This window comes from Shewanella sediminis HAW-EB3 (assembly GCF_000018025.1).
GTDB classification, from domain to species: Bacteria; Pseudomonadota; Gammaproteobacteria; order Enterobacterales; family Shewanellaceae; genus Shewanella; species Shewanella sediminis.
In genome coordinates, this window is record NC_009831.1 from 5,071,697 (window position 1) to 5,093,931 (window position 22,235).

Consider the following 22,235-nt stretch of genomic DNA (forward strand, 5'->3'; position numbering starts at 1 on the left):
GTTATGAATGAAATCTTTAGTCACTGCACAACACGGACAAGTTTTGCTTGCTAATGGAAATGTCACAATTGAAATTGCTAATGGCAAGCAAACTATTGCTCCAGGTGAACAGCTACCGAAAGGCTCAACACTATATATTGAGGATGGGGCAGAGGTTGAAATAGCTTTTGAAGATGGCACAACATACTCCAACCTTGCATCTGCAGCTCAAGATTCTGAAGAAGCGATAACCGATAGTGCCTCAAGCGCTTTAGATGAGATCCAGGCTCTGCAGGACTTAATCGCTTCAGGCGAAGACCCAACCGCAGGCCTACCTGATACGGCAGCAGGTGCCGGAACCGCGGGTAACCAAGGCGGCACTGATTTTATATCCCTAAGCCGAAGCGGAAATGAGACGATTGCCTCATCAGGGTTCGCAACCGATGGTAGCAGCCAAAGTGAATTTTCTGCTGACGGCAACCTCGATGAAAGCGTCATAGATAACCCATCAGAGCTAATAGATGACACCAATACCATCGATGAAGATGGTTTAGCCACAGGTAATGTCTTAGATAATGACTCCGATGTAGATAGCGACTTAAGTGTCATCACGTTCGAAGTTAACGGTGACACCTATTTAGCAGGGACAGAGGTTACCCTCGAAGGTGGCACGCTAGTTATCGGTGAAGATGGCAGTTATACTTTTACGCCTGATGAAAACTGGAACGGCTCAGTCCCGGTTATCACCTACACCACCAATACCGGCTCTACTGCGACTCTCACCATAGAGGTCACTCCAGTCGATGACGCCAGCGTACTTGTTAATGACAGCAACACCATCGATGAAGATAGTGTCGCGACGGGTAATGTCTTAGATAATGACTCGGATGTAGATAACGAGCTCACCGTTGCCAGTTTCGAGGTCAATGGCACCAGCTATAGCGCAGGTACAGAAGTCACCCTCGAAGGCGGAACGCTAGTTGTCGGTGAAGATGGAGGTTACACCTTCACACCTGACGAGAACTGGAACGGCTCAGTCCCCGTTATCACCTACACCACCAATACCGGCTCTACTGCGACGCTGACCATTGAGGTCACTCCAGTCGATGACGCCAGCGTACTTGCTAATGACAGCAATACAATCGATGAAGACACTGTTGCGACGGGTAATGTCTTAGATAATGACTCGGATGTGGATAACGAGCTTACCGTTGCCAGCTTCGAAGTTAATGGCACCAGCTATACGGCTGGCACTGAGGTCACCCTCGAAGGTGGCACTCTGGTTATCGGTGAAGATGGTAGTTACACCTTCACGCCTGACGAGAACTGGAACGGTTCAGTCCCCGTTATCACCTACACCACCAATACCGGCTCTACGGCGACATTGACCATAGAAGTCAGCCCTGTCGATGACGCCAGCGTACTTGCTAATGACAGCAATACAATCGATGAAGACACTGTTGCCACAGGTAATGTGCTCGATAATGACTCGGATGTGGATAACGAGCTTACCGTTGCCAGCTTCGAAGTTAATGGAACCAGCTATACGGCTGGCACTGAGGTCACCCTCGAAGGTGGCACTCTGGTTATCGGTGAAGATGGTAGTTACACCTTCACGCCTGACGAGAACTGGAACGGCTCAGTCCCCGTTATCACCTACACCACCAATACCGGCTCTACGGCGACATTGACCATAGAGGTCAATCCTGTCGATGACGCCAGCGTGCTTGTTAATGACAGCAATACAATCGATGAAGACAGTGTCGCGACGGGTAATGTCTTAGATAATGACTCGGATGTGGATAACGAGCTTACCGTTGCCAGTTTCGAGGTCTATGGCACCAGCTATACGGCTGGCACTGAGGTCACGCTTGAAGGCGGCACTCTGGTTATCAGTGAAGATGGCAGTTACACCTTCACCCCCGATGAAAACTGGAACGGCTCAGTCCCCGTTATCACCTACACCACCAACACCGGCTCTACGGCGACATTGACCATCGAAGTCAATCCCGTCGATGACGCCAGCGTACTTGTTAATGACAGCAATACAATAGCTGAAGACAGCGTCGCCAGAGGTAATGTTCTAAGCAACGACTCGGATGTTGATAACGAGCTCACCGTAACAAGTTTTACAGTAAATGGTTCCACTCACACTGCCGGCACTCAAGTAACACTAGCTGACGGCTCGCTAGTGATTAACTCTAACGGCAGCTATACATTCACACCAAACGAAGACTGGAATGGCTCAGTACCCGTTATCACCTACACCACCAATACCGGCTCCTCAGCAACACTGAGTATTGTTGTATCTCCTGTAAATGATGCCCCTGTCGCAGAAAACGACAGCTTCAGCGTCGATGAAGGTGGAGCGGTCAACGGTAACGTCATTACCCATATGGATGGGGATGGTATACAAGACAGCGATGGCGGCGACGGCGCAGCGCTGTTTGTCACCCAAGTCAACGGCAATGATTTAACCTTTGATCAGGATGGCTGGGCAAGTGTCGATGTCGCCAACGGTACGTTGCGCATCAAAGCCGATGGTACCTTCGAGTTCCAGCACAACGGCAGCGACCCAAGCCAGACCGACCCAAGTTTCGTCTATACCCTAAGCGATGGTACTGATTCAGATACGGCAACGGTTACCATCAGCGTCGGGGCAGTTAACGATAAACCAGTCGCAGAAAACGACAGTTTCAGTGTCGATGAAGGTGCAATGGTCTTCGGCAACGTCATCACCCATGATGATGGCGATGGTATCCGGGACAGCGATGGTGGCGATGGGGCTGGACTCTTTGTCACCCACGTCGGTACCACCCTATTGACCTTCGATTCTGAAGGCTGGAGTCAGGAACTAACAGTCGCCAATGGCACTTTATTCATTAAAGCCGACGGTACCTTTAAGTACACCCATGATGGCAGCGATCCAAGCCAGACCGACCCAAGCTTTACCTACACCATTAGTGATGGCAGCGATGTCGATACGGCATCCGTGACCTTCAGCGTCACCAATAACGATGAAGGCGTAACGGCTGGCGACGATGACTACACTGTGCTTGAAGATGGCAGCGTTACCCTAAACTTACTCGGTAACGATGTGGCACCGGATGGCGGCTTAGCGATCCAGTCTATCAATGGCATAACCCTCACCGGCTTGGCACAAAACATTGCGGTTGCTAACGGCACCGTAGTGATCGCCGATAATGGCACTATGACCTTTGAGCCAACAGACAACTACTACGGCCCAGTCAGCTTCGATTACATCGCCACTGACGCCGATGGCGACACCGACACCGGTACCGTGAGCATCACCGTCACCAATAACGATGAAGGCGTAACGGCTGGCGACGATGACTACACTGTGCTTGAAGATGGCAGCGTTACCCTGAACTTACTCGGTAACGATGTGGCACCGGATGGCGGCTTAGCGATCCAGTCTATCAATGGCATAACCCTCACCGGCTTGGCACAAAACATTGCGGTTGCTAACGGCACCGTAGTGATCGCCGATAATGGCACTATGACCTTTGAGCCAACAGACAACTACTACGGCCCAGTCAGCTTCGATTACATCGCCACTGACGCCGATGGCGACACCGACACCGGTACCGTGAGCATCACCGTCACCAATAACGATGAAGGCGTAACGGCTGGCGACGATGACTACACTGTGCTTGAAGATGGCAGCGTTACCCTGAACTTACTCGGTAACGATGTGGCACCGGATGGCGGCTTAGCGATCCAGTCTATCAATGGCATAACCCTCACCGGCTTGGCACAAAACATTGCGGTTGCTAACGGCACCGTAGTGATCGCCGATAATGGCACTATGACCTTTGAGCCAACAGACAACTACTACGGCCCAGTCAGCTTCGATTACATCGCCACTGACGCCGATGGCGACACCGACACCGGTACCGTGAGCATCACCGTCACCAATAACGATGAAGGCGTAACGGCTGGCGACGATGACTACACTGTGCTTGAAGATGGCAGCGTTACCCTGAACTTACTCGGTAACGATGTGGCACCGGATGGCGGCTTAGCGATCCAGTCTATCAATGGCATAACCCTCACCGGCTTGGCACAAAACATTGCGGTTGCTAACGGCACCGTAGTGATCGCCGATAATGGCACTATGACCTTTGAGCCAACAGACAACTACTACGGCCCAGTCAGCTTCGATTACATCGCCACTGACGCCGATGGCGACACCGACACCGGTACCGTGAGCATCACCGTCACCAATAACGATGAAGGCGTAACGGCTGGCGACGATGACTACACTGTGCTTGAAGATGGCAGCGTTACCCTGAACTTACTCGGTAACGATGTGGCACCGGATGGCGGCTTAGCGATCCAGTCTATCAATGGCATAACCCTCACCGGCTTGGCACAAAACATTGCGGTTGCTAACGGCACCGTAGTGATCGCCGATAATGGCACTATGACCTTTGAGCCAACAGACAACTACTACGGCCCAGTCAGCTTCGATTACATCGCCACTGACGCCGATGGCGACACCGACACCGGTACCGTGAGCATCACCGTCACCAATAACGATGAAGGCGTAACGGCTGGCGACGATGACTACACTGTGCTTGAAGATGGCAGCGTTACCCTGAACTTACTCGGTAACGATGTGGCACCGGATGGCGGCTTAGCGATCCAGTCTATCAATGGCATAACACTCACCGGCTTGGCACAAAACATTGCGGTTGCTAACGGCACCGTAGTGATCGCCGATAATGGCACTATGACCTTTGAGCCAACAGACAACTACTACGGCCCAGTCAGCTTCGATTACATCGCCACTGACGCCGATGGCGACACCGACACCGGTACCGTGAGCATCACCGTCACCAATAACGATGAAGGCGTAACGGCTGGCGACGATGACTACACTGTGCTTGAAGATGGCAGCGTTACCCTGAACTTGCTCGGTAACGATGTGGCACCGGATGGCGGCTTAGCGATCCAGTCTATCAATGGCATAACCCTCACCGGCTTGGCACAAAACATTGCGGTTGCTAACGGCACCGTAGTGATCGCCGATAATGGCACTATGACCTTTGAGCCAACAGACAACTACTACGGCCCAGTCAGCTTCGATTACATCGCCACTGACGCCGATGGCGACACCGACACCGGTACCGTGAGCATCACCGTCACCAATAACGATGAAGGCGTAACGGCTGGCGACGATGACTACACTGTGCTTGAAGATGGCAGCGTTACCCTGAACTTACTCGGTAACGATGTGGCACCGGATGGCGGCTTAGCGATCCAGTCTATCAATGGCATAACCCTCACCGGCTTGGCACAAAACATTGCGGTTGCTAACGGCACCGTAGTGATCGCCGATAATGGCACTATGACCTTTGAGCCAACAGACAACTACTACGGCCCAGTCAGCTTCGATTACATCGCCACTGACGCCGATGGCGACACCGACACCGGTACCGTGAGCATCACCGTCACCAATAACGATGAAGGCGTAACGGCTGGCGACGATGACTACACTGTGCTTGAAGATGGCAGCGTTACCCTGAACTTACTCGGTAACGATGTGGCACCGGATGGCGGCTTAGCGATCCAGTCTATCAATGGCATAACCCTCACCGGCTTGGCACAAAACATTGCGGTTGCTAACGGCACCGTAGTGATCGCCGATAATGGCACTATGACCTTTGAGCCAACAGACAACTACTACGGCCCAGTCAGCTTCGATTACATCGCCACTGACGCCGATGGCGACACCGACACCGGTACCGTGAGCATCACCGTCACCAATAACGATGAAGGCGTAACGGCTGGCGACGATGACTACACTGTGCTTGAAGATGGCAGCGTTACCCTGAACTTGCTCGGTAACGATGTGGCACCGGATGGCGGCTTAGCGATCCAGTCTATCAATGGCATAACCCTCACCGGCTTGGCACAAAACATTGCGGTTGCTAACGGCACCGTAGTGATCGCCGATAATGGCACTATGACCTTTGAGCCAACAGACAACTACTACGGCCCAGTCAGCTTCGATTACATCGCCACTGACGCCGATGGCGACACCGACACCGGTACCGTGAGCATCACCGTCACCAATAACGATGAAGGCGTAACGGCTGGCGACGATGACTACACTGTGCTTGAAGATGGCAGCGTTACCCTGAACTTACTCGGTAACGATGTGGCACCGGATGGCGGCTTAGCGATCCAGTCTATCAATGGCATAACCCTCACCGGCTTGGCACAAAACATTGCGGTTGCTAACGGCACCGTAGTGATCGCCGATAATGGCACTATGACCTTTGAGCCAACAGACAACTACTACGGCCCAGTCAGCTTCGATTACATCGCCACTGACGCCGATGGCGACACCGACACCGGTACCGTGAGCATCACCGTCACCAATAACGATGAAGGCGTAACGGCTGGCGACGATGACTACACTGTGCTTGAAGATGGCAGCGTTACCCTGAACTTGCTCGGTAACGATGTGGCACCGGATGGCGGCTTAGCGATCCAGTCTATCAATGGCATAACCCTCACCGGCTTGGCACAAAACATTGCGGTTGCTAACGGCACCGTAGTGATCGCCGATAATGGCACTATGACCTTTGAGCCAACAGACAACTACTACGGCCCAGTCAGCTTCGATTACATCGCCACTGACGCCGATGGCGACACCGACACTGGTACCGTGAGCATCACCGTCACCAATAACGATGAAGGCGTAACGGCTGGCGACGATGACTACACTGTGCTTGAAGATGGCAGCGTTACCCTGAACTTACTCGGTAACGATGTGGCACCGGATGGCGGCTTAGCGATCCAGTCTATCAATGGCATAACCCTCACCGGCTTGGCACAAAACATTGCGGTTGCTAACGGCACCGTAGTGATCGCCGATAATGGCACTATGACCTTTGAGCCAACAGACAGCTACTACGGCCCAGTCAGCTTCGATTACATCGCCACTGACGCCGATGGCGACACCGACACCGGTACCGTGAGCATCACCGTCACCAATAACGATGAAGGCGTAACGGCTGGCGACGATGACTACACTGTGCTTGAAGATGGCAGCGTTACCCTGAACTTACTCGGTAACGATGTGGCACCGGATGGCGGCTTAGCGATCCAGTCTATCAATGGCATAACCCTCACCGGCTTGGCACAAAACATTGCGGTTGCTAACGGCACCGTAGTGATCGCCGATAATGGCACTATGACCTTTGAGCCAACAGACAACTACTACGGCCCAGTCAGCTTCGATTACATCGCCACTGACGCCGATGGCGACACCGACACCGGTACCGTGAGCATCACCGTCACCAATAACGATGAAGGCGTAACGGCTGGCGACGATGACTACACTGTGCTTGAAGATGGCAGCGTTACCCTGAACTTACTCGGTAACGATGTGGCACCGGATGGCGGCTTAGCGATCCAGTCTATCAATGGCATAACCCTCACCGGCTTGGCACAAAACATTGCGGTTGCTAACGGCACCGTAGTGATCGCCGATAATGGCACTATGACCTTTGAGCCAACAGACAACTACTACGGCCCAGTCAGCTTCGATTACATCGCCACTGACGCCGATGGCGACACCGACACCGGTACCGTGAGCATCACCGTCACGCCTGAAGGCGATGCCTTCGACGATGCCAGTGAAGAGGTTGAAATTGCCGAAGACAGCGCATTGCACAACGGTGATCTACTCGCAGGTACCAACAGCGTCGATGGCGATGTGTCACTCGCCGAATTTACCGTTGACGGCAGCACTTATACCTTCAGTGCCAGCGTCACCAGCCACACCGTCAACCTCGATGCCGGCACCTTAATCATTAACCAAAATGGCACCTATAGCTTTGACTCGGCTGACAACTGGAATGGCACCGTACCGACCGTCGACTACACCGTCAGTGATGGCGACAGCAACAATGACTCGACCCTGACGATCACCGTCACGCCTATAATTTCAGCTGGCAATCCCGTAGAACTCTTTGTTGATGATGCTGACACTATAAGCAGTACAACAGACAGCCACTCAATGGCGCTAAGCTTTTCAGCCGGTACAGAGGCCGTGCATCAATTTACTTTCGGAGATGATTTCAGTGAGATCTCTGTAAATGGCCTGGATGGAGAGTTAACCTGGGCAATTAACGATTCCGGTCACTTAATAGGCAGCCTAGGTGGAAATGCGCTAATACAGCTAGAGCTTTCCGATACGACTATAGCGGCAGGCACTACGGGGGCGGTGACGGTCTCTGTAACGCTTCTCGATAACCTTCCGCATGGTGCGAGTGCTGATTCTCTAACTATTAACGGTATTACTGTTGTCGCTTCCGGTACTTCAGGAGCAACTGCGGAAGGTATTGTCAATGTCACCGTCAATGACGATCAAGTTGTAGCTGATGTCGCGGATAGCCAGGCAGAGAATGCAGCTCAAACAATTCTTGGTTCAATGACAGTCAGTGGCGCAGACACAGATTACTCAGCCAACTTAATGGGTAACATTACTGGCAATACTAACCATGATGGGCAAAGTGATTTCGTCGACTCAGGTCTAACAACTGGTGGGGAGACAATTTACTACTTTGTCGACCCTGATCAGCCAGATGTCTTAATCGGTTATACAGATTCAAGTGCCGATGCATCCAGCTATAGTGCTAACGGCAATCAAACACAGATATTTACATTAAGGGTAGATCCTAATTCTGGTGAATCTGGTGAATACGTACTTGATCTGAAAGATTCTATAACCCTTATTCAGGAAACGACTGTTGATTTAAGTGGCAATATAGTAGCTGGAAACGATGGTGACCTGTTTATTTATCTAGACAGTACTGCTGAATATGCTGACAGCGCTAGTGCTAGCAAAAGCGTTCTGTGTACCATTACTGCCACTACCAACGGAGGTGCTACTGCTACTGTCAATAACAGTAACAATGGTATCGGTGTCGGCTCAAGAGGAGGTCCAGGTGCAGGAAAAGATATTAGTGACAGCGACGTTCTTATTTTGTCATTCAATCAAACTATTACCACTGACATTCAGATCACCTTAAGTAACAATAGCGGCACTGTTTTTGATGGTAATGCCACTTTCTATGTTGAAGGTAAGAATGCTCTGGGTGTGAAAACAGTATTAGACTTCACCGGCACAAGTGAGGAATTTGCAACGGCCCTATCCAATTCTTCGATAGTAGAAGTTGACTTAATTACACTTTCCAAAGCTGTAGGAGGTGAAGACTTTAACCTCCAAGGCTTATCCACCGACTCAATCATAATTGATTCAGCTGGAACGACACTCGACTTTACTGTGGATATAATAGACAGCGATGGAGATGTAGACAATGATAATGATTTCAGCGTTATACTGAACGCTCCTACATCATTGTCAGTTTTAACAGCCAACGCCGTTGCACAGCTCGATGAAGCCACATTACTCTCTGATGCCGCTGATAATGACAAAGAGACATTACTGTTCAAAGCGGGTGATACTGAAATCAATAGCTTTACCTTTGGCGATACCAATAACATTGAAGTATATGGGATTCGCCAACCGATGGAATGGCGTATTGAAGGTGGTAATCTCATTGGTTCGATGAATGGGCGCGGAGATCTGCTTAAGTTAACCTTGGACTGGGATGCAATCGCGTCAGGACAACAAGGCTCAGTCATTCTCGATGCAGAGTTACTTGGTAAATTTCCGCACAACATTGACGTAGACGACCTGTTAGTGACGGGTATTCAAGTCATTGCCACCGATGGTTCAGGAGAGAGTGCAACATCGAACGTCACAGTCAGTGTCGCAGATCATAACCGCGCCCCCGATGCTGAGAATGACAACTTTGGTGGCTTAACGAGTCATTACTACGGCTATAACGACAGCAAAGCCTATGGCGACAAAGATGGTGGAAACTTAAACCTCCTAAGCCAAGTTAATACTTTCATCAATAAAAACGCTCCCGATGCGACCTTCACCGCTACAACATTGAATTATGCTTACGGCGGAGGCGATCTAGGTACTGGTACCAGTCTACAAAATTTCCTTGGCACAGATGCCGCCAGCCTGAGTAACGATCCAGGAAACAGTACGGATGCCATCTTGCATATGCAGGGCAATGTGCAGTTAGATGCCGGGAAATATGGCCTGAGAGTCACTGCCGATGACGGTTACTCCATCAAGGTTGATGGGGTAGTTGTGGCACAGTACTCTAAGATTCAGTCGCAACATACCAAGTCCCCAGGCGATGATGGCCATATCTATTTCGACATAGAGACTGCCGGGTTACATGAAATCGAAATCGTCTACTGGGATCAAGGTGGTGCTTATGTGTTTAATGTTGAGCTGGGCCAGTTCGATCAAAATAACCAGCAGATAGGTGATTACAGCCAGCTAGGCGACCAGGTGTTAACCCCGCCATTAGCGGTAATGGAAGATACGCCATTTACTTTCTCAGCCAGCAGCATCTTAGGCAATGATAGCGATCCTGATGGGGACGCACTCTCCATCATTGACGTCATGAATGCAGAGCACGGCACTGTATCGCTCGATGCTAATGGTAATGTAGTGTTCACCCCAGAAGAGGGCTACACAGGGGCTGCAAGCTATCAGTACACCATCTCCGATCCTTCAGGCTTAACCGATACCGCGACAGTAACTTTCGATGTGGTGCCATCAAGAGGCTATGGCCAAAACACGGGGACTGACGGAAATAATGACATTCAAGGTACCAGCAATCATGATGTAATAGTTAGTGACACTACAGGCTTACAGATTGTTAGTGGTGAAAACTATAACATCGCATTTATTCTCGACTCGTCGGGCAGCATGGGGAACACTAATGTCACTTCAGCCAAAGAGCAACTACTGGAAGTTTTCAATACACTAAAAGCCAGTGCAACCAGTGTGCACTCCGGTGTCGTAAATGTTTTATTAGTCGATTTTAATAATGGAACTAAAGCCAATGTTTCAGTTAATTTAGCCGATAACAACGCAATATCTAATCTGACTGACGTGTTAAGTACTATCGCTAGTGACGGAGGTAGAACCAACTACGAATCAGCCTTTGAAACAACGACGAACTGGTTTAATAGTGGAACGGCATCGGAAAATACTGGCACGAATCTGACTTACTTTATTACCGATGGTGAACCTAATAATTACAACGTAGATCAAACGCCCGAAGAGCTACGTGCTTACGATTCGTACTATGAAAGCAAACAGTTATCAGATTTACTCGATACTTATATTGAGGGGCAAGAGCTTATATATAACAACAAGGTCATCATTGACGAGTATGGAAATACATACTATTGGTCTAATAGCAATGGCAGTTGGAGTAGCCATCAAACAGGCACAATAAAACTGGGCGCTGACGGCAATTATACTGTAGCAGAAATTGCGTATGGTGATGACCAAGCCGAAACCGAAGCTTTAGCAGCCTTCGATGTTCTAAATATCGTTTCAGAAGTTAAGGCTATTGGCATAGGCAACGGTATTGATTTAGATGATCTCACCCCATACGACTCCGATGGCCTGGCTCATCACAACATTAAGGCGGATGAGATTGCCAGCGTTATTCTTGGCTCTGAAGAAGTCCTGCTTCAGGGTGACGACACGGTTAACGCGGGTGAAGGTAATGATATTATCTTCGGCGACTTAGTTAGCTTCGAAAATATTGAAGGCCAAGGCTACTCAGCCTTACAAAAATTTGTGGCTAGTCAACTCGAAAATGTCGAAACCACTGACGTTACCGTCAAGGATGTACATAACTTCATTACTAACAACCCAGATATGTTTAATCTGGCTAATAATGATGACGGTGACGACAAACTTTACGGCGGTCAAGGTAAAGATATCCTCTTCGGTCAGGGTGGTGACGATACCTTGGACGGTGGTACGGGATCGGATCACCTCATTGGCGGGGTCGGTATAGATACGCTGATCGGTGGTTTAGGCGATGATACTCTGACCGGCGATGGCCCTACGGGTCCCACCAGTGCAGATACCTTCGTCTGGTCTGCGGGCTCAACGGGTACCGATCACATCACAGACTTTAAACTAGGTGAAGATAAGCTAGATCTTAGCGACCTTCTACATGTTGAGAGTGGGCATCAACTTGCTGAATACCTCCACTTTACCGTCGATAATACGACGTCGACGCCCTCAACATCTATCGATATAGATGCAGACCTTAACGGCATATACGAGCAGCATATCGTCTTGGATGGCGTCGACCTGAGTGATGCGTTTGGAGATAGTGAAGGGGCGATTATTCAAGGGTTACTCGGTGACAATGGAAACGGAGCATTAATCATCAGTAATTCAACCGATGAAACGACTTCGTCTACTACGTTTGCTGAAGCACCTGGTTCTAATTCGTACTCGGATGATGATCAAATTACTTATCTTCTTCCATAAATCTGCTAATTATCAAGATGGTCTATAGCAAAATAGACCATCTTGACTAATACTTTTATAATACAATAAGAATAATTCCATAATAAAATCTTAAGGATAAGCTTTTAGGTGTCTGTTTCCACTCCTCAGAAAACTGAGCAATGGACCGTTTCTGCCTCTCAAAGAGTGTCAGTCGATCCCCTGTTAGACAGTTTAGTGTTATTAACCGAATATTTCGGCAGCCCTTGCTCCAGTGAATCCATGGCGGCAGGTCTCCCCCTGTCCGGTAGTGTACTCACACCAGACTTGGTGCCTCAGGCCGCTGCTCGAGCGGGGTTGGCTGCAAAGTTAACCCGTAAAGGGTTAAACCAAATATCGCCAATTTTCCTGCCCTGTATCTTGCTGCTAAAAGATAAGAAAGCCTGCCTGCTTCGTGAATTGGATGTAAAAAAAGATAGGGCTGTCATTCAGCTGCCGGAGACTGGTGGCGAAGAGACGCTATCGCTTGAAGATCTTGAAGCTATCTATGTCGGGTACCTGTTTATGGTTAAGCAGCAGTATCGTGGCGATATGGGCTTCGATATTCATCTCCATGACAGTAATAAGCACTGGTTATTTCAAACAATTAAAGATTCGGCGCCTATCTACCGGGATGCATTAATCGCATCGGTATTGGTCAACCTTTTCGCTTTGGTTTCGCCGCTATTCATCATGAATGTCTATGATAAGGTCGTCCCCAACCTGGCGTTCGAATCCCTGTGGGTATTAGCCATCGGCGCGGGCATCGCCTATATCTTCGATCTAATCATGCGGCAACTTCGCGCCTATCTCATCGATGTTGCGGGTAAGAAGGTCGATATCATCGTCTCTTCCAAGCTGTTTGCCAAAGCAATAGGCATTCCGCTGGAGAATCGCTCACCCAGTGTCGGAGGCATGGCCAGGCAGCTAGGTGAGTTTGACAGTATTCGGGATATTCTGACTTCGGCAACAATTACCACATTGGTGGACTTACCATTCGCCATCTTCTTCATGATGATTATCTACTTAGTAGCGGGCGACTTAGCCTTAGTACCTCTGTTGGGAGGGGTAATTATTATTACCTATACCTTGATCATGCAGCCAAAGTTAAAGGCGGCTATTGAGGAGAGCAACAAGTTTTCCAGCCTGAAACATGGCCATCTTATCGAATCGCTCGCCTCATTAGAGTCGATAAAATCCAGTGGCGCCGAGGGGTTAGTGCAGAAAAGCTGGCAACAGATGATTGGCCATACCGCCAACTGGCAATTGAAATCGAAGAAAATTTCAACCTCAGTAACCAACCTCGCTAACTTTACGGTACAGCTTTCTGTCGTGTCAGTGGTGATCCTGGGGGTATATCGCGTGGCCGATAACGAGATCTCTATGGGTGGCATTATTGCGGCCGTGATCTTATCCAGTCGGGCAATCTCTCCCATGGCGCAGCTGGCGGGACTCATGACCCGCGGTAATCACACCGCAAGCGCCCTACGGCAACTCAATGAGATCATGACCCAAGAGGATGAATTTGAGAATAAGGGTCACCTGGTTAGCCGACAGCGCCTCCAGGGGCAGATGAGTGCCGATCATATTAGTTTCTCCTATCCCGGTTCGGAAAGACCGGTCTTGCACCCTATGTCTATTAACATTCAGCCAGGCGAGAGAGTCGCTATCATAGGCCGGAATGGTTCAGGTAAGAGTACCCTGGCGAAAATGCTGGTCGGACTCTATCAACCAAGCAAGGGAAGCCTGAGGTATGACGGACTGGACTCCGCTCAGATCCACCCTACAGACCTGAGACGAAACTTTGGTTATCTCCCTCAAGATATCACTTTGTTCCATGGCTCTATCAGGGACAACATTCTGTTTGGCACCCGACAGGTATCCGAACACCAACTGATCCGGGCGGTGCAACTGTCTGGTATCAGCCAGTTTACAGATCTGGAAACAGAAGGATTAGATCAACAGGTAGGTGAAGGTGGCCGCGCACTCTCCAGGGGGCAGAGGCAAACCGTTGCCCTGGCTAGGGCGACGCTGAACGACCCGCCGGTACTGCTTATGGACGAACCGACGGCGAGCTTAGATGCAAGAGCCGAGAAACAATTTATAAAAGCCATGGAAAACGTCACGAGAGACAGAACCTTGCTGCTTATCACCCATAAGATGCATCTGCTAAAGCTGGTCGACCGTATTATCGTGCTCGACAGAGGTCATGTAGTTGCCGATGGGCCTAAAAATGAGGTGCTGGAAAAACTGAGCAAAGGTTTACTCGCCGGAGGTCAGAGAAATGAGTAAACACTTGACGACTCAAGATCTGGAAATGGTCGATGATGTATACGGTGCCATGATGACCGATGCACCGACCAGTCATAGATTGATCATCTGGGCACTATCAGCCTTTGCGCTATGCTTCGTTCTCTGGGCTTACTTCTCTAAGTTAGATCAGGTCACAACAGGCATGGGCAAAGTGATCCCCTCCTCTCAAATTCAGGTGATTCAGAGCCTGGATGGCGGGATAATGCAAGAGCTCTACGTTGAGGAGGGTATGCATGTCACTAAGGGCCAAGCACTGGTACGAATCGATGATACCCGCTTTCGCTCCGAATTCGATCAACAGGAACAAGAAGTTTTTAGCCTTCAGGCTAATGTAAAACGGCTAGAAGCCGAGCTCAATAGTATTATTATTTCCGATATGTCTTCAAATTGGCGAGAGCAGGTCAAAATCACCAAGACGCCTCTGTTATTTTCAGGGGAGCTAATCGAAAAAGAACCTGAACTGGTAAAACGTCAATCGGAAGAGTATTCCGGACGAATGGATAGCCTGAGCAATCAACTAGAAATTCTGGCCAGACAGATCCAACAAAAACAGCAGGAAACTGAAGAGCTGGCTTCGAAGATCAATACGCTCACCAGAAGCTTCCAATTAATTTCAAGGGAGTTAGAACTCACCAAGCCTCTGGCAGAAAAAGGGATCGTTCCCGAAGTAGAGCTACTCAAACTTGAGCGCACGGTTAACGATATTCAAGGCGAGCTCTCCTCTCTTCGACTGCTAAGGCCTAAAGTTAAAGCCTCACAAGATGAAGCAATATTGAAGCGTCGTGAGGCCGTGTTTGTCTTTGCCGCCGAAACACGGACTCAGCTCAATGAGATGCAAACCAAGCTATCCAGAATGAGCGAAGCTCAAGTCGGTGCGCAAGATAAAGTCAGTAAAGCCGAGATAACATCACCGGTGAATGGAACCATTAAGAGTATTCATATTACTACCCTTGGCGGCGTGGTGCAGCCGGGGATCGATATACTCGAAATTGTTCCATCCGAAGACCAATTGCTAATTGAAACCAAAATAGTTCCTAAAGATATCGCTTTTTTACACCCAGGTTTACCCGCCGTAGTTAAGGTCACAGCCTATGACTTTACACGGTATGGAGGCTTAAATGGGGTTGTAGAGCATATTAGTGCGGATACAACACAAGATGAAGAGGGAAACAGCTTCTATCTTGTCAGAGTTCGAACTGAACTATCAAGCTTAAAAAAGGACGACGGCACTGAAATGCCAATTATACCAGGGATGTTAACCTCGGTTGATGTAATTACTGGGCAAAGATCCGTTTTAGAGTACATACTTAATCCAATTTTAAGGGCGAAAGATACGGCACTCAGAGAGCGCTAGCCTAATAAAATCAACCTGGAGGGGTTAACATGAACACCAGTAAAATTCGGCAACTAAAACGCAGCGGCTTAGCGTTAGCCGTTAGCGCACTGATTATTCCCGCGTCGGCTTACTGCCAGACATTGGAGCAAGCGGTCGCGCACACCTTGGATACGAATCCTGAAATTCGTATCGCATTTAATCGCTTTAAAGCTCGTGAAGAGCAGGTTAGTCAAGCGATAGCCGGTTACATGCCAACGGTAGATATCAGTGGAGGATATGGATATGAGCAGACAGATAGCCCATCGACACGCAGAAAGCCAAATGTAGGTGAAGTCGATTCTGATGGTGTTGTTGAGTTGGAACGTGGTGAGGCAGGTTTCAGCATCAAGCAGATGCTGTTCGATGGTTTCTATACCAGTAGCGAAGTCGACAGATATAGCTTCGAAGCCAGTGCCGAACAGTGGGCACTCTTCTCCGCTGCCGAAGATATGGCTCTCGATGTGGCTAAAGTTTATGTTAACTATATCCGTAGCGAGCAGGTACTGACGCTGGCAGAAAAAAACCTGGCCAGCCATCAGGAGATATACGACCAGATTAAACAGAGAACCGATTCGGGTTTAGGCTCTGTTGCCGATCTGTCACAAATAACGGGTCGTCAGGCTCGTGCCAATTCAAACCTTATCTCGGCTAAAAATAACTTTTTCGATGCGAAAGCACAATTTATCCGCGTGGTAGAACAGCAACCTGAAAGCTTAATTGTTCCTGTCCCCGATGACGATATGTTGCCTGAAGATCTCAGCACCAGCGTCAAAGTCGCACAAGAAAATCATCCGATTTTAAAATCGGCTGCCAGCGATATTGAAGCGGCTAAAAACGAGAAATCTTCGGCTCAATCCAACTACTATCCAAAATTCACTTTGGATCTGGAAGGGAACTGGAATAATAACTTAGATGGTGAAGAGGGGATCTCAGGTTCAGGCCTATTCTTAAATGATGTCGGCGGATACAGCAATGATCTGGTTGCCATGGTCAGAGTCAAATATAACCTTTTTGCAGGCGGTAAAGATCTCGCTCGCACGAAAGAAGCCGCATATAAAATCGGTGAAGCCAAAGAGATCCGTCAACGCGCTCATCGTCAAGTCGTTGAGGGTGTTAACCTAGCCTGGAACGCCTACGAACTACTCGAACCGCAAAAAATGTATATTCGTGAGCACGTCATCGCGGCTAAAGATACACAAGTCGCTTACAGCCAACAGTTCAACCTGGGACAACGAACCCTACTCGATCTATTGGATACCGAAAACGAACTTTTCGAAGCCCGTAAAGATTACCTTGAAGCCGAGTACGATAGTATTCTGTCTGAATACCGCATTTTGAATGCTACAGGTCGATTATTGGAATCATTAAGAGTCACTCGCCCGGATGTATGGCAAGGTGAGCGTAACTACGAAGGAGGAGTTAACTAATGAAAACCTTCATATTCATATTAAGTATTGCCCTGCTTGGCGGCTGCTCATCGCATGATATCGTCACCATGGATGAACCCACCAATCAAATCCACGATCTTAACGATCTTGATACCGATGGTGTTATTGTCGCCCGAGAGCGTTGTAATGATACAGTATTAGGTGCCACCATAGACAACTACGGCTGTGGTAAAGTGAGTGCTATTAATGAACGCTCTGAGCTTAAGATTTTGTTTGCAAACGACTCTTACTACATAGATCCTCAGTACTATGATCAGATAGAGGTCATAGCAACATTTATGACCGATTATCCAAATACTGTTGTTACCATTGAGGGACATTGCAGTAAAACGGGATCTTACGATCATAACTTAACGCTTTCACAGAACAGGGCTAACGCGGTAACGACGACGTTAACTGAACAATTCGGCATTAATCCAGATAGGTTAACCGCGATTGGTTACAGTTTTGACCGCCCGGTTGATATGAGTGAGACGAGTATTGCCCATACCCGTAACAGACGCGTCATTGCAGAAGTGACCGGAGAAGATACAACGGCAGATATGAAATGGCATATCTATACCGTTGATGAAGAAGTAAAGTAAGGAAATAAACCAAGCATCATGAATGGCAGGCTTTATTGTAGTAAATTAGCATGCAGAAAAGTCTGCCAGTTCATATTAATGGCACTGACTCTGGCCATATCATGCCTTTACGCTTCACCCACGCAAAAACTGGATAGGGGCCATATTACTTCGACACTCGAGTCCAAATATGGTGAACGCGCAGGTAAACGAGCCAAGGCATGGTTTAGGGTGCTTGATGAGGCACAAGGGTTAAGCGAAAAAGAAAAGATGACTAAAGTGAACAACTTTTTTAATCTTTTTCGCTTTGTCGACGACATTAAACTTTGGGGTGATAGTAACTACTGGTCGACCCCGATGGAGTTTATCGGAGTTAACGGCGGTGATTGTGAAGACTTTTCGATAGCAAAGTATTTCACCCTGCTTCAGCTTGGCGTACCAGAAGATAAGTTGCGGATCACTATGGTTAAAGCAACGAGCGTTAACCAATATCATATGGTTCTGGCTTATTACGAAACACCTTCTGCTATCCCCTGGGTACTCGATAATCTAGATACAAGAATTAAACCCGCTACCCAGAGAAAAGATTTAATACCGGTTTACAGCTTTAATGGTCGACAGCTGTGGCTTAACAAGGAAAAAGGACGAGGCGTTCTTGCAGGTTCCTCCAAAAAGCTTGCGAAATGGAACGATCTCAAATATAGATTGGGTGTCGAAAGACTTAGACAACCAAAATTAAGATTGGAGTAGCTAGAAAGATGACACTGTTTCGACAGATATACTCACTACTGTTTGGCCTGTTTCTACTGGTGGTGGCGAGTCTAGGCTATGTGCAGTTCACTGAGACTCAAAGCTTTCTTACGAAGCAGATGGAGTCAGATCTTAACAACACCAGCAACTCTCTTGGGATCATGTTAGTACCCGATCTTGAAGCTGGCGATATTGTCGGTGCGGAAACACTGATCAATGTTATTTTTGAAGGTGGATATTACCAGCAGGTAAAATTGACATGGTTAGTCGACGGCAAACAACAGGTTTGGGAAAACTCAGTTAAGATTGAAGGCGTCCCACAATGGTTTATCGACCTGGATCTATTCAAGAAAATCAAGAAGGAGAGTACCATCACCTCCGGCTGGATCCAGCTGGCTCGACTTGAGATAACCGCTCACCCGGGGTTTGGCTATCACGAACTGTGGCGCACGATGAGCAATGCGATTATCGTATTTTCACTGCTCTTTTTAATTGCAATTGTATTCGCTCGAGTAGGGCTAACTTGGATCCTCAAACCTTTACATACCATCGCGGAGCACGCTCGAGAGATCTCACAACGAAAATTTGGCCCGGACATGCCTGTACCTAAAACCACGGAGTTAAAGTCCGTCGTACTCGCCTTTAACAGCATGTCAGATCAACTCAAATTAATCTTTAACTCTCTCGATGAAGAGGTGGGAGAGCTACGTAAGAAGAACTTAGTCGATCAAGTCTCAGGCCTTCCAAACCGCCAATATATGATGGGACATTTAAGCAGTTGGCTTAATGAGCCAAAAAGTGGTGCTCTGGTCATGGCGAAGTTGGATTGGTTAGAGGAGGTGCATAGCAAATATGGCTATCAGGTTCGAGATGAAACGATTAAATTACTTTCTCAGAAGCTGAAGGAGCACTTAGATGAGGTCGCGACTTCTGTTGTAGCAAGAATTGCTGCTTATGAATTTGCGTTCTTAATTACCAGCTCAGAACATGAGCAAACCAGCAAATATCTTCAGACTCTGATCCGCACAATTAACCAAGAGATGTCTAAAGCAGGCTGCAAGCCCAATGAAAACTTTGCCATAGGTGTTGCGGAGCGCATAGGTCAAATGACGGTGTCTGACATCTTGGCACAATCGGATAATGCCCTTCAAAAAGCCATAAAAGAGGATAAAGTTTTTCATTGGTTTGAAAATACCGAGAAACAACTTTTCACCCGTGAACAATGGCGTGAACACTTGAGCTCAGCGATCAATGGCCGTCGATTTAAATTTAAGTGGCAGCCCGTACAGCACAATGATAGTGACAATATCATGCAAAGAGAGTTGTACTGTCAGCTTGAACTCGGTGAAAAGATGGTCCATGCAGGGCAGTTTATGCCTTATGTCGAACTGTTATCACTTGGCTCTTTGCTGGATAAGTGTCTCATCGAGAAAGTACATGAGGATCGCCTCCTCGATAAGAGTCTTGAGCCCATCGCAATTAACTTAACATTCCAAAGTTTGAGCGATCCTAAATTCCATGAATGGCTAAACCAATTCTTACGCTCAACAGTGTTATCTGAACGCATCTGTTTCGATATACCTGAAGCCGGCGTGTATAGCGATCCTGATTCCTGTCAGGCACTTTGCACGATTATTCGTGATAATGGAGCTCACTTCGGTATCGATCACTTCGGCCGTCAGTTTGGCTCCATGTCTTACCTGCAAACGCTGAGACCAAGTTATGTGAAACTAGATCAATCATTTGCCTATTATGATGAGAGTGAACACAGTAGCGAACTATGTCGTGCATTGATCAATGTCGCAAGGGGTCTGGATATTAAGATCATAGTAACCGGCATTGAGGAGATAGCTCAGTTAGATCGCTTCATCCCATTGAAAACCAATGCTTACATGGGCTACATATCCCCACCAGTGGATGTTGAAGATTAAATGTAATATCTACAAGATACAGTAATAAAAGGCCTCAGATGAACTCTGAGGCCTTTTTCGTACCTGGCCGGCCTGTATATCCCATTATCTCAGAATCAAGGGGGTGAGGAACGAGATATCCGGGATCAAACTAAACTAAAGTGCCTAGATTCCGTATAAGTTCGTCCCTCACTTTACGGAATGACGAACTTATCGAAACTTGCGTGATTTGCTCCCTGTATATTCAAACCCGGAAACGAAAAAAGCCTTTCGGTTTCTCTGAAGGCTCTTCGAAAGAGGTCGGCCAGCTTTGATAAAAAGGGAGGATTCGAACCTCTGACCCTTTTTCACTAATCCCCACAGCCAAAAACGGAAAAAGCCTTTCGATTTCTCGAAGGGCTTTCTCATAAAATTGGTCGGCCAGCTTTGATAAAGAGGAAGGATTCGAACCTCTGACCCTCTGACCCTCTGGTCCGCTTTTGCTTCAAATCAGGATGCGCTACCGGGCTGCGCACTTTTACTTCATTAAGAGTCCGTAAATTTTTTAAAGAATAGTTGACTGTTTTTATAAAATAAAACGAAAAAAGCCTTCTGATTTCTCAAGAGGCTTTTCGAAAAGTGGTCGGCCTGCTTTGATAAAGAGGGAGGATTCGAACCTCTGACCCTTTTCACTAAATCCTCAAAGCCGGAAACGAAAAAAGCCTCTTGATTTTTCAAGAGGCTTTTCGAAAAGTGGTCGGCCTGCATATATAAAGAGGGAGGATTCGAACCTCTGACCCTCTGGTCCGCTCTTGCTTCAAATCAGGATGCGCTACTGGGCTGCACTTTTTAAGGTAGTCAGCTGTTTTTATGAGATAAAACGAAAAAAGCCTCTTGATTTCTCAAGAGGCTTTTCGAAAAGTGGTCGGCCTGCTTTGATAAAGAGGGAGGATTCGAACCTCTGACCCTTTTCACTAAATCCTCAAAGCCGGAAACGAAAAAAGCCTCTTGATTTTTCAAGAGGCTTTTCGAAAGTGGTCGGTGATAGAGGATTCGAACCTCTGACCCTCTGGTCCCAAACCAGATGCGCTACCGGGCTGCGCTAATCACCGTAATCTCTTGTCTTACTAATAACGAGATAATATCTCACTATTTTAAATGTGGTCGGTGATAGAGGATTCGAACCTCTGACCCTCTGGTCCCAAACCAGATGCGCTACCGGGCTGCGCTAATCACCGAGCTTTTTACTTTTAAAACTTTTTACTTTTAAAGATAAGCAAATGAAATGGGGTGACTGATGGGGCTCGAACCCACGACAACCGGAATCACAATCCGGGGCTCTACCAACTGAGCTACAATCACCACTGATTTTCAACTTACCTTACTAACATGACGTCCTAATCAATCTGGTGCACCCAGAAGGATTCGAACCCTCGGCCTCACCCTCCGGAGGGGTGCGCTCTATCCAGCTGAGCTATGGGTGCCTGC

The 22,235-nt window shown here is 48.1% G+C and carries 7 protein-coding genes and 4 tRNA genes; 7 read left to right on the forward strand and 4 right to left on the reverse strand.

Annotated features, from left to right (window positions below; translation table 11 throughout):
- Positions 1–7 precede the first annotated feature (7 nt).
- From SSED_RS24695 to SSED_RS21595, 7 genes are all read left to right on the forward strand, one after another.
- Positions 8–12,412, forward strand: coding sequence for a retention module-containing protein (locus SSED_RS24695; RefSeq protein WP_041421847.1), 12,405 nt, complete (start codon positions 8–10; stop codon positions 12,410–12,412).
- A gap of 108 nt (positions 12,413–12,520) precedes the next feature.
- Positions 12,521–14,701 (forward strand): type I secretion system permease/ATPase, encoded by a 2,181-nt coding sequence (locus SSED_RS21570; protein ID WP_012144473.1) that lies wholly within the window; start codon positions 12,521–12,523, stop codon positions 14,699–14,701.
- Entirely contained in the window at positions 14,694–16,076 is a 1,383-nt protein-coding gene (locus tag SSED_RS21575) for an HlyD family type I secretion periplasmic adaptor subunit (RefSeq protein ID WP_012144474.1), read from the forward strand. Before SSED_RS21570 ends, SSED_RS21575 begins: the two co-directional genes overlap by 8 nt.
- Before the next feature lie 29 nt (positions 16,077–16,105).
- Positions 16,106–17,524 carry a TolC family outer membrane protein gene (locus SSED_RS21580; protein WP_012144475.1) on the forward strand — a complete coding sequence of 473 codons (1,419 nt, stop codon included), beginning with the start codon at positions 16,106–16,108 and terminating at the stop codon, positions 17,522–17,524.
- Positions 17,524–18,129, forward strand: coding sequence for an OmpA family protein (locus SSED_RS21585; RefSeq protein WP_012144476.1), 606 nt, complete (start codon positions 17,524–17,526; stop codon positions 18,127–18,129). The genes SSED_RS21580 and SSED_RS21585 overlap by 1 nt, the downstream gene beginning before the upstream one ends.
- An 18-nt stretch (positions 18,130–18,147) precedes the next feature.
- Positions 18,148–18,858 (forward strand): transglutaminase-like cysteine peptidase, encoded by a 711-nt coding sequence (locus SSED_RS21590; protein ID WP_012144477.1) that lies wholly within the window; start codon positions 18,148–18,150, stop codon positions 18,856–18,858.
- Between the two features lie 8 nt (positions 18,859–18,866).
- Positions 18,867–20,789, forward strand: coding sequence for a bifunctional diguanylate cyclase/phosphodiesterase (locus tag SSED_RS21595; protein WP_012144478.1), 1,923 nt, complete (start codon positions 18,867–18,869; stop codon positions 20,787–20,789).
- 993 nt (positions 20,790–21,782) lie between these two features.
- On the opposite strand, the gene SSED_RS21610 is transcribed toward SSED_RS21595, so the two are convergent.
- The 4 genes from SSED_RS21610 to SSED_RS21625 all read right to left on the reverse strand — a co-directional run bounded on the left by SSED_RS21610 (position 21,783) and on the right by SSED_RS21625 (position 22,231).
- Positions 21,783–21,859 (reverse strand) — tRNA-Pro (locus SSED_RS21610).
- A 49-nt stretch (positions 21,860–21,908) separates the two neighbouring features.
- Positions 21,909–21,985 (reverse strand) — tRNA-Pro (locus SSED_RS21615).
- Positions 21,986–22,033: 48 nt separating this feature from the next.
- Positions 22,034–22,109: transfer RNA gene (locus SSED_RS21620), tRNA-His, on the reverse strand.
- A gap of 45 nt (positions 22,110–22,154) precedes the next feature.
- Positions 22,155–22,231, reverse strand: a tRNA-Arg gene (locus SSED_RS21625).
- Positions 22,232–22,235 lie beyond the last annotated feature (4 nt).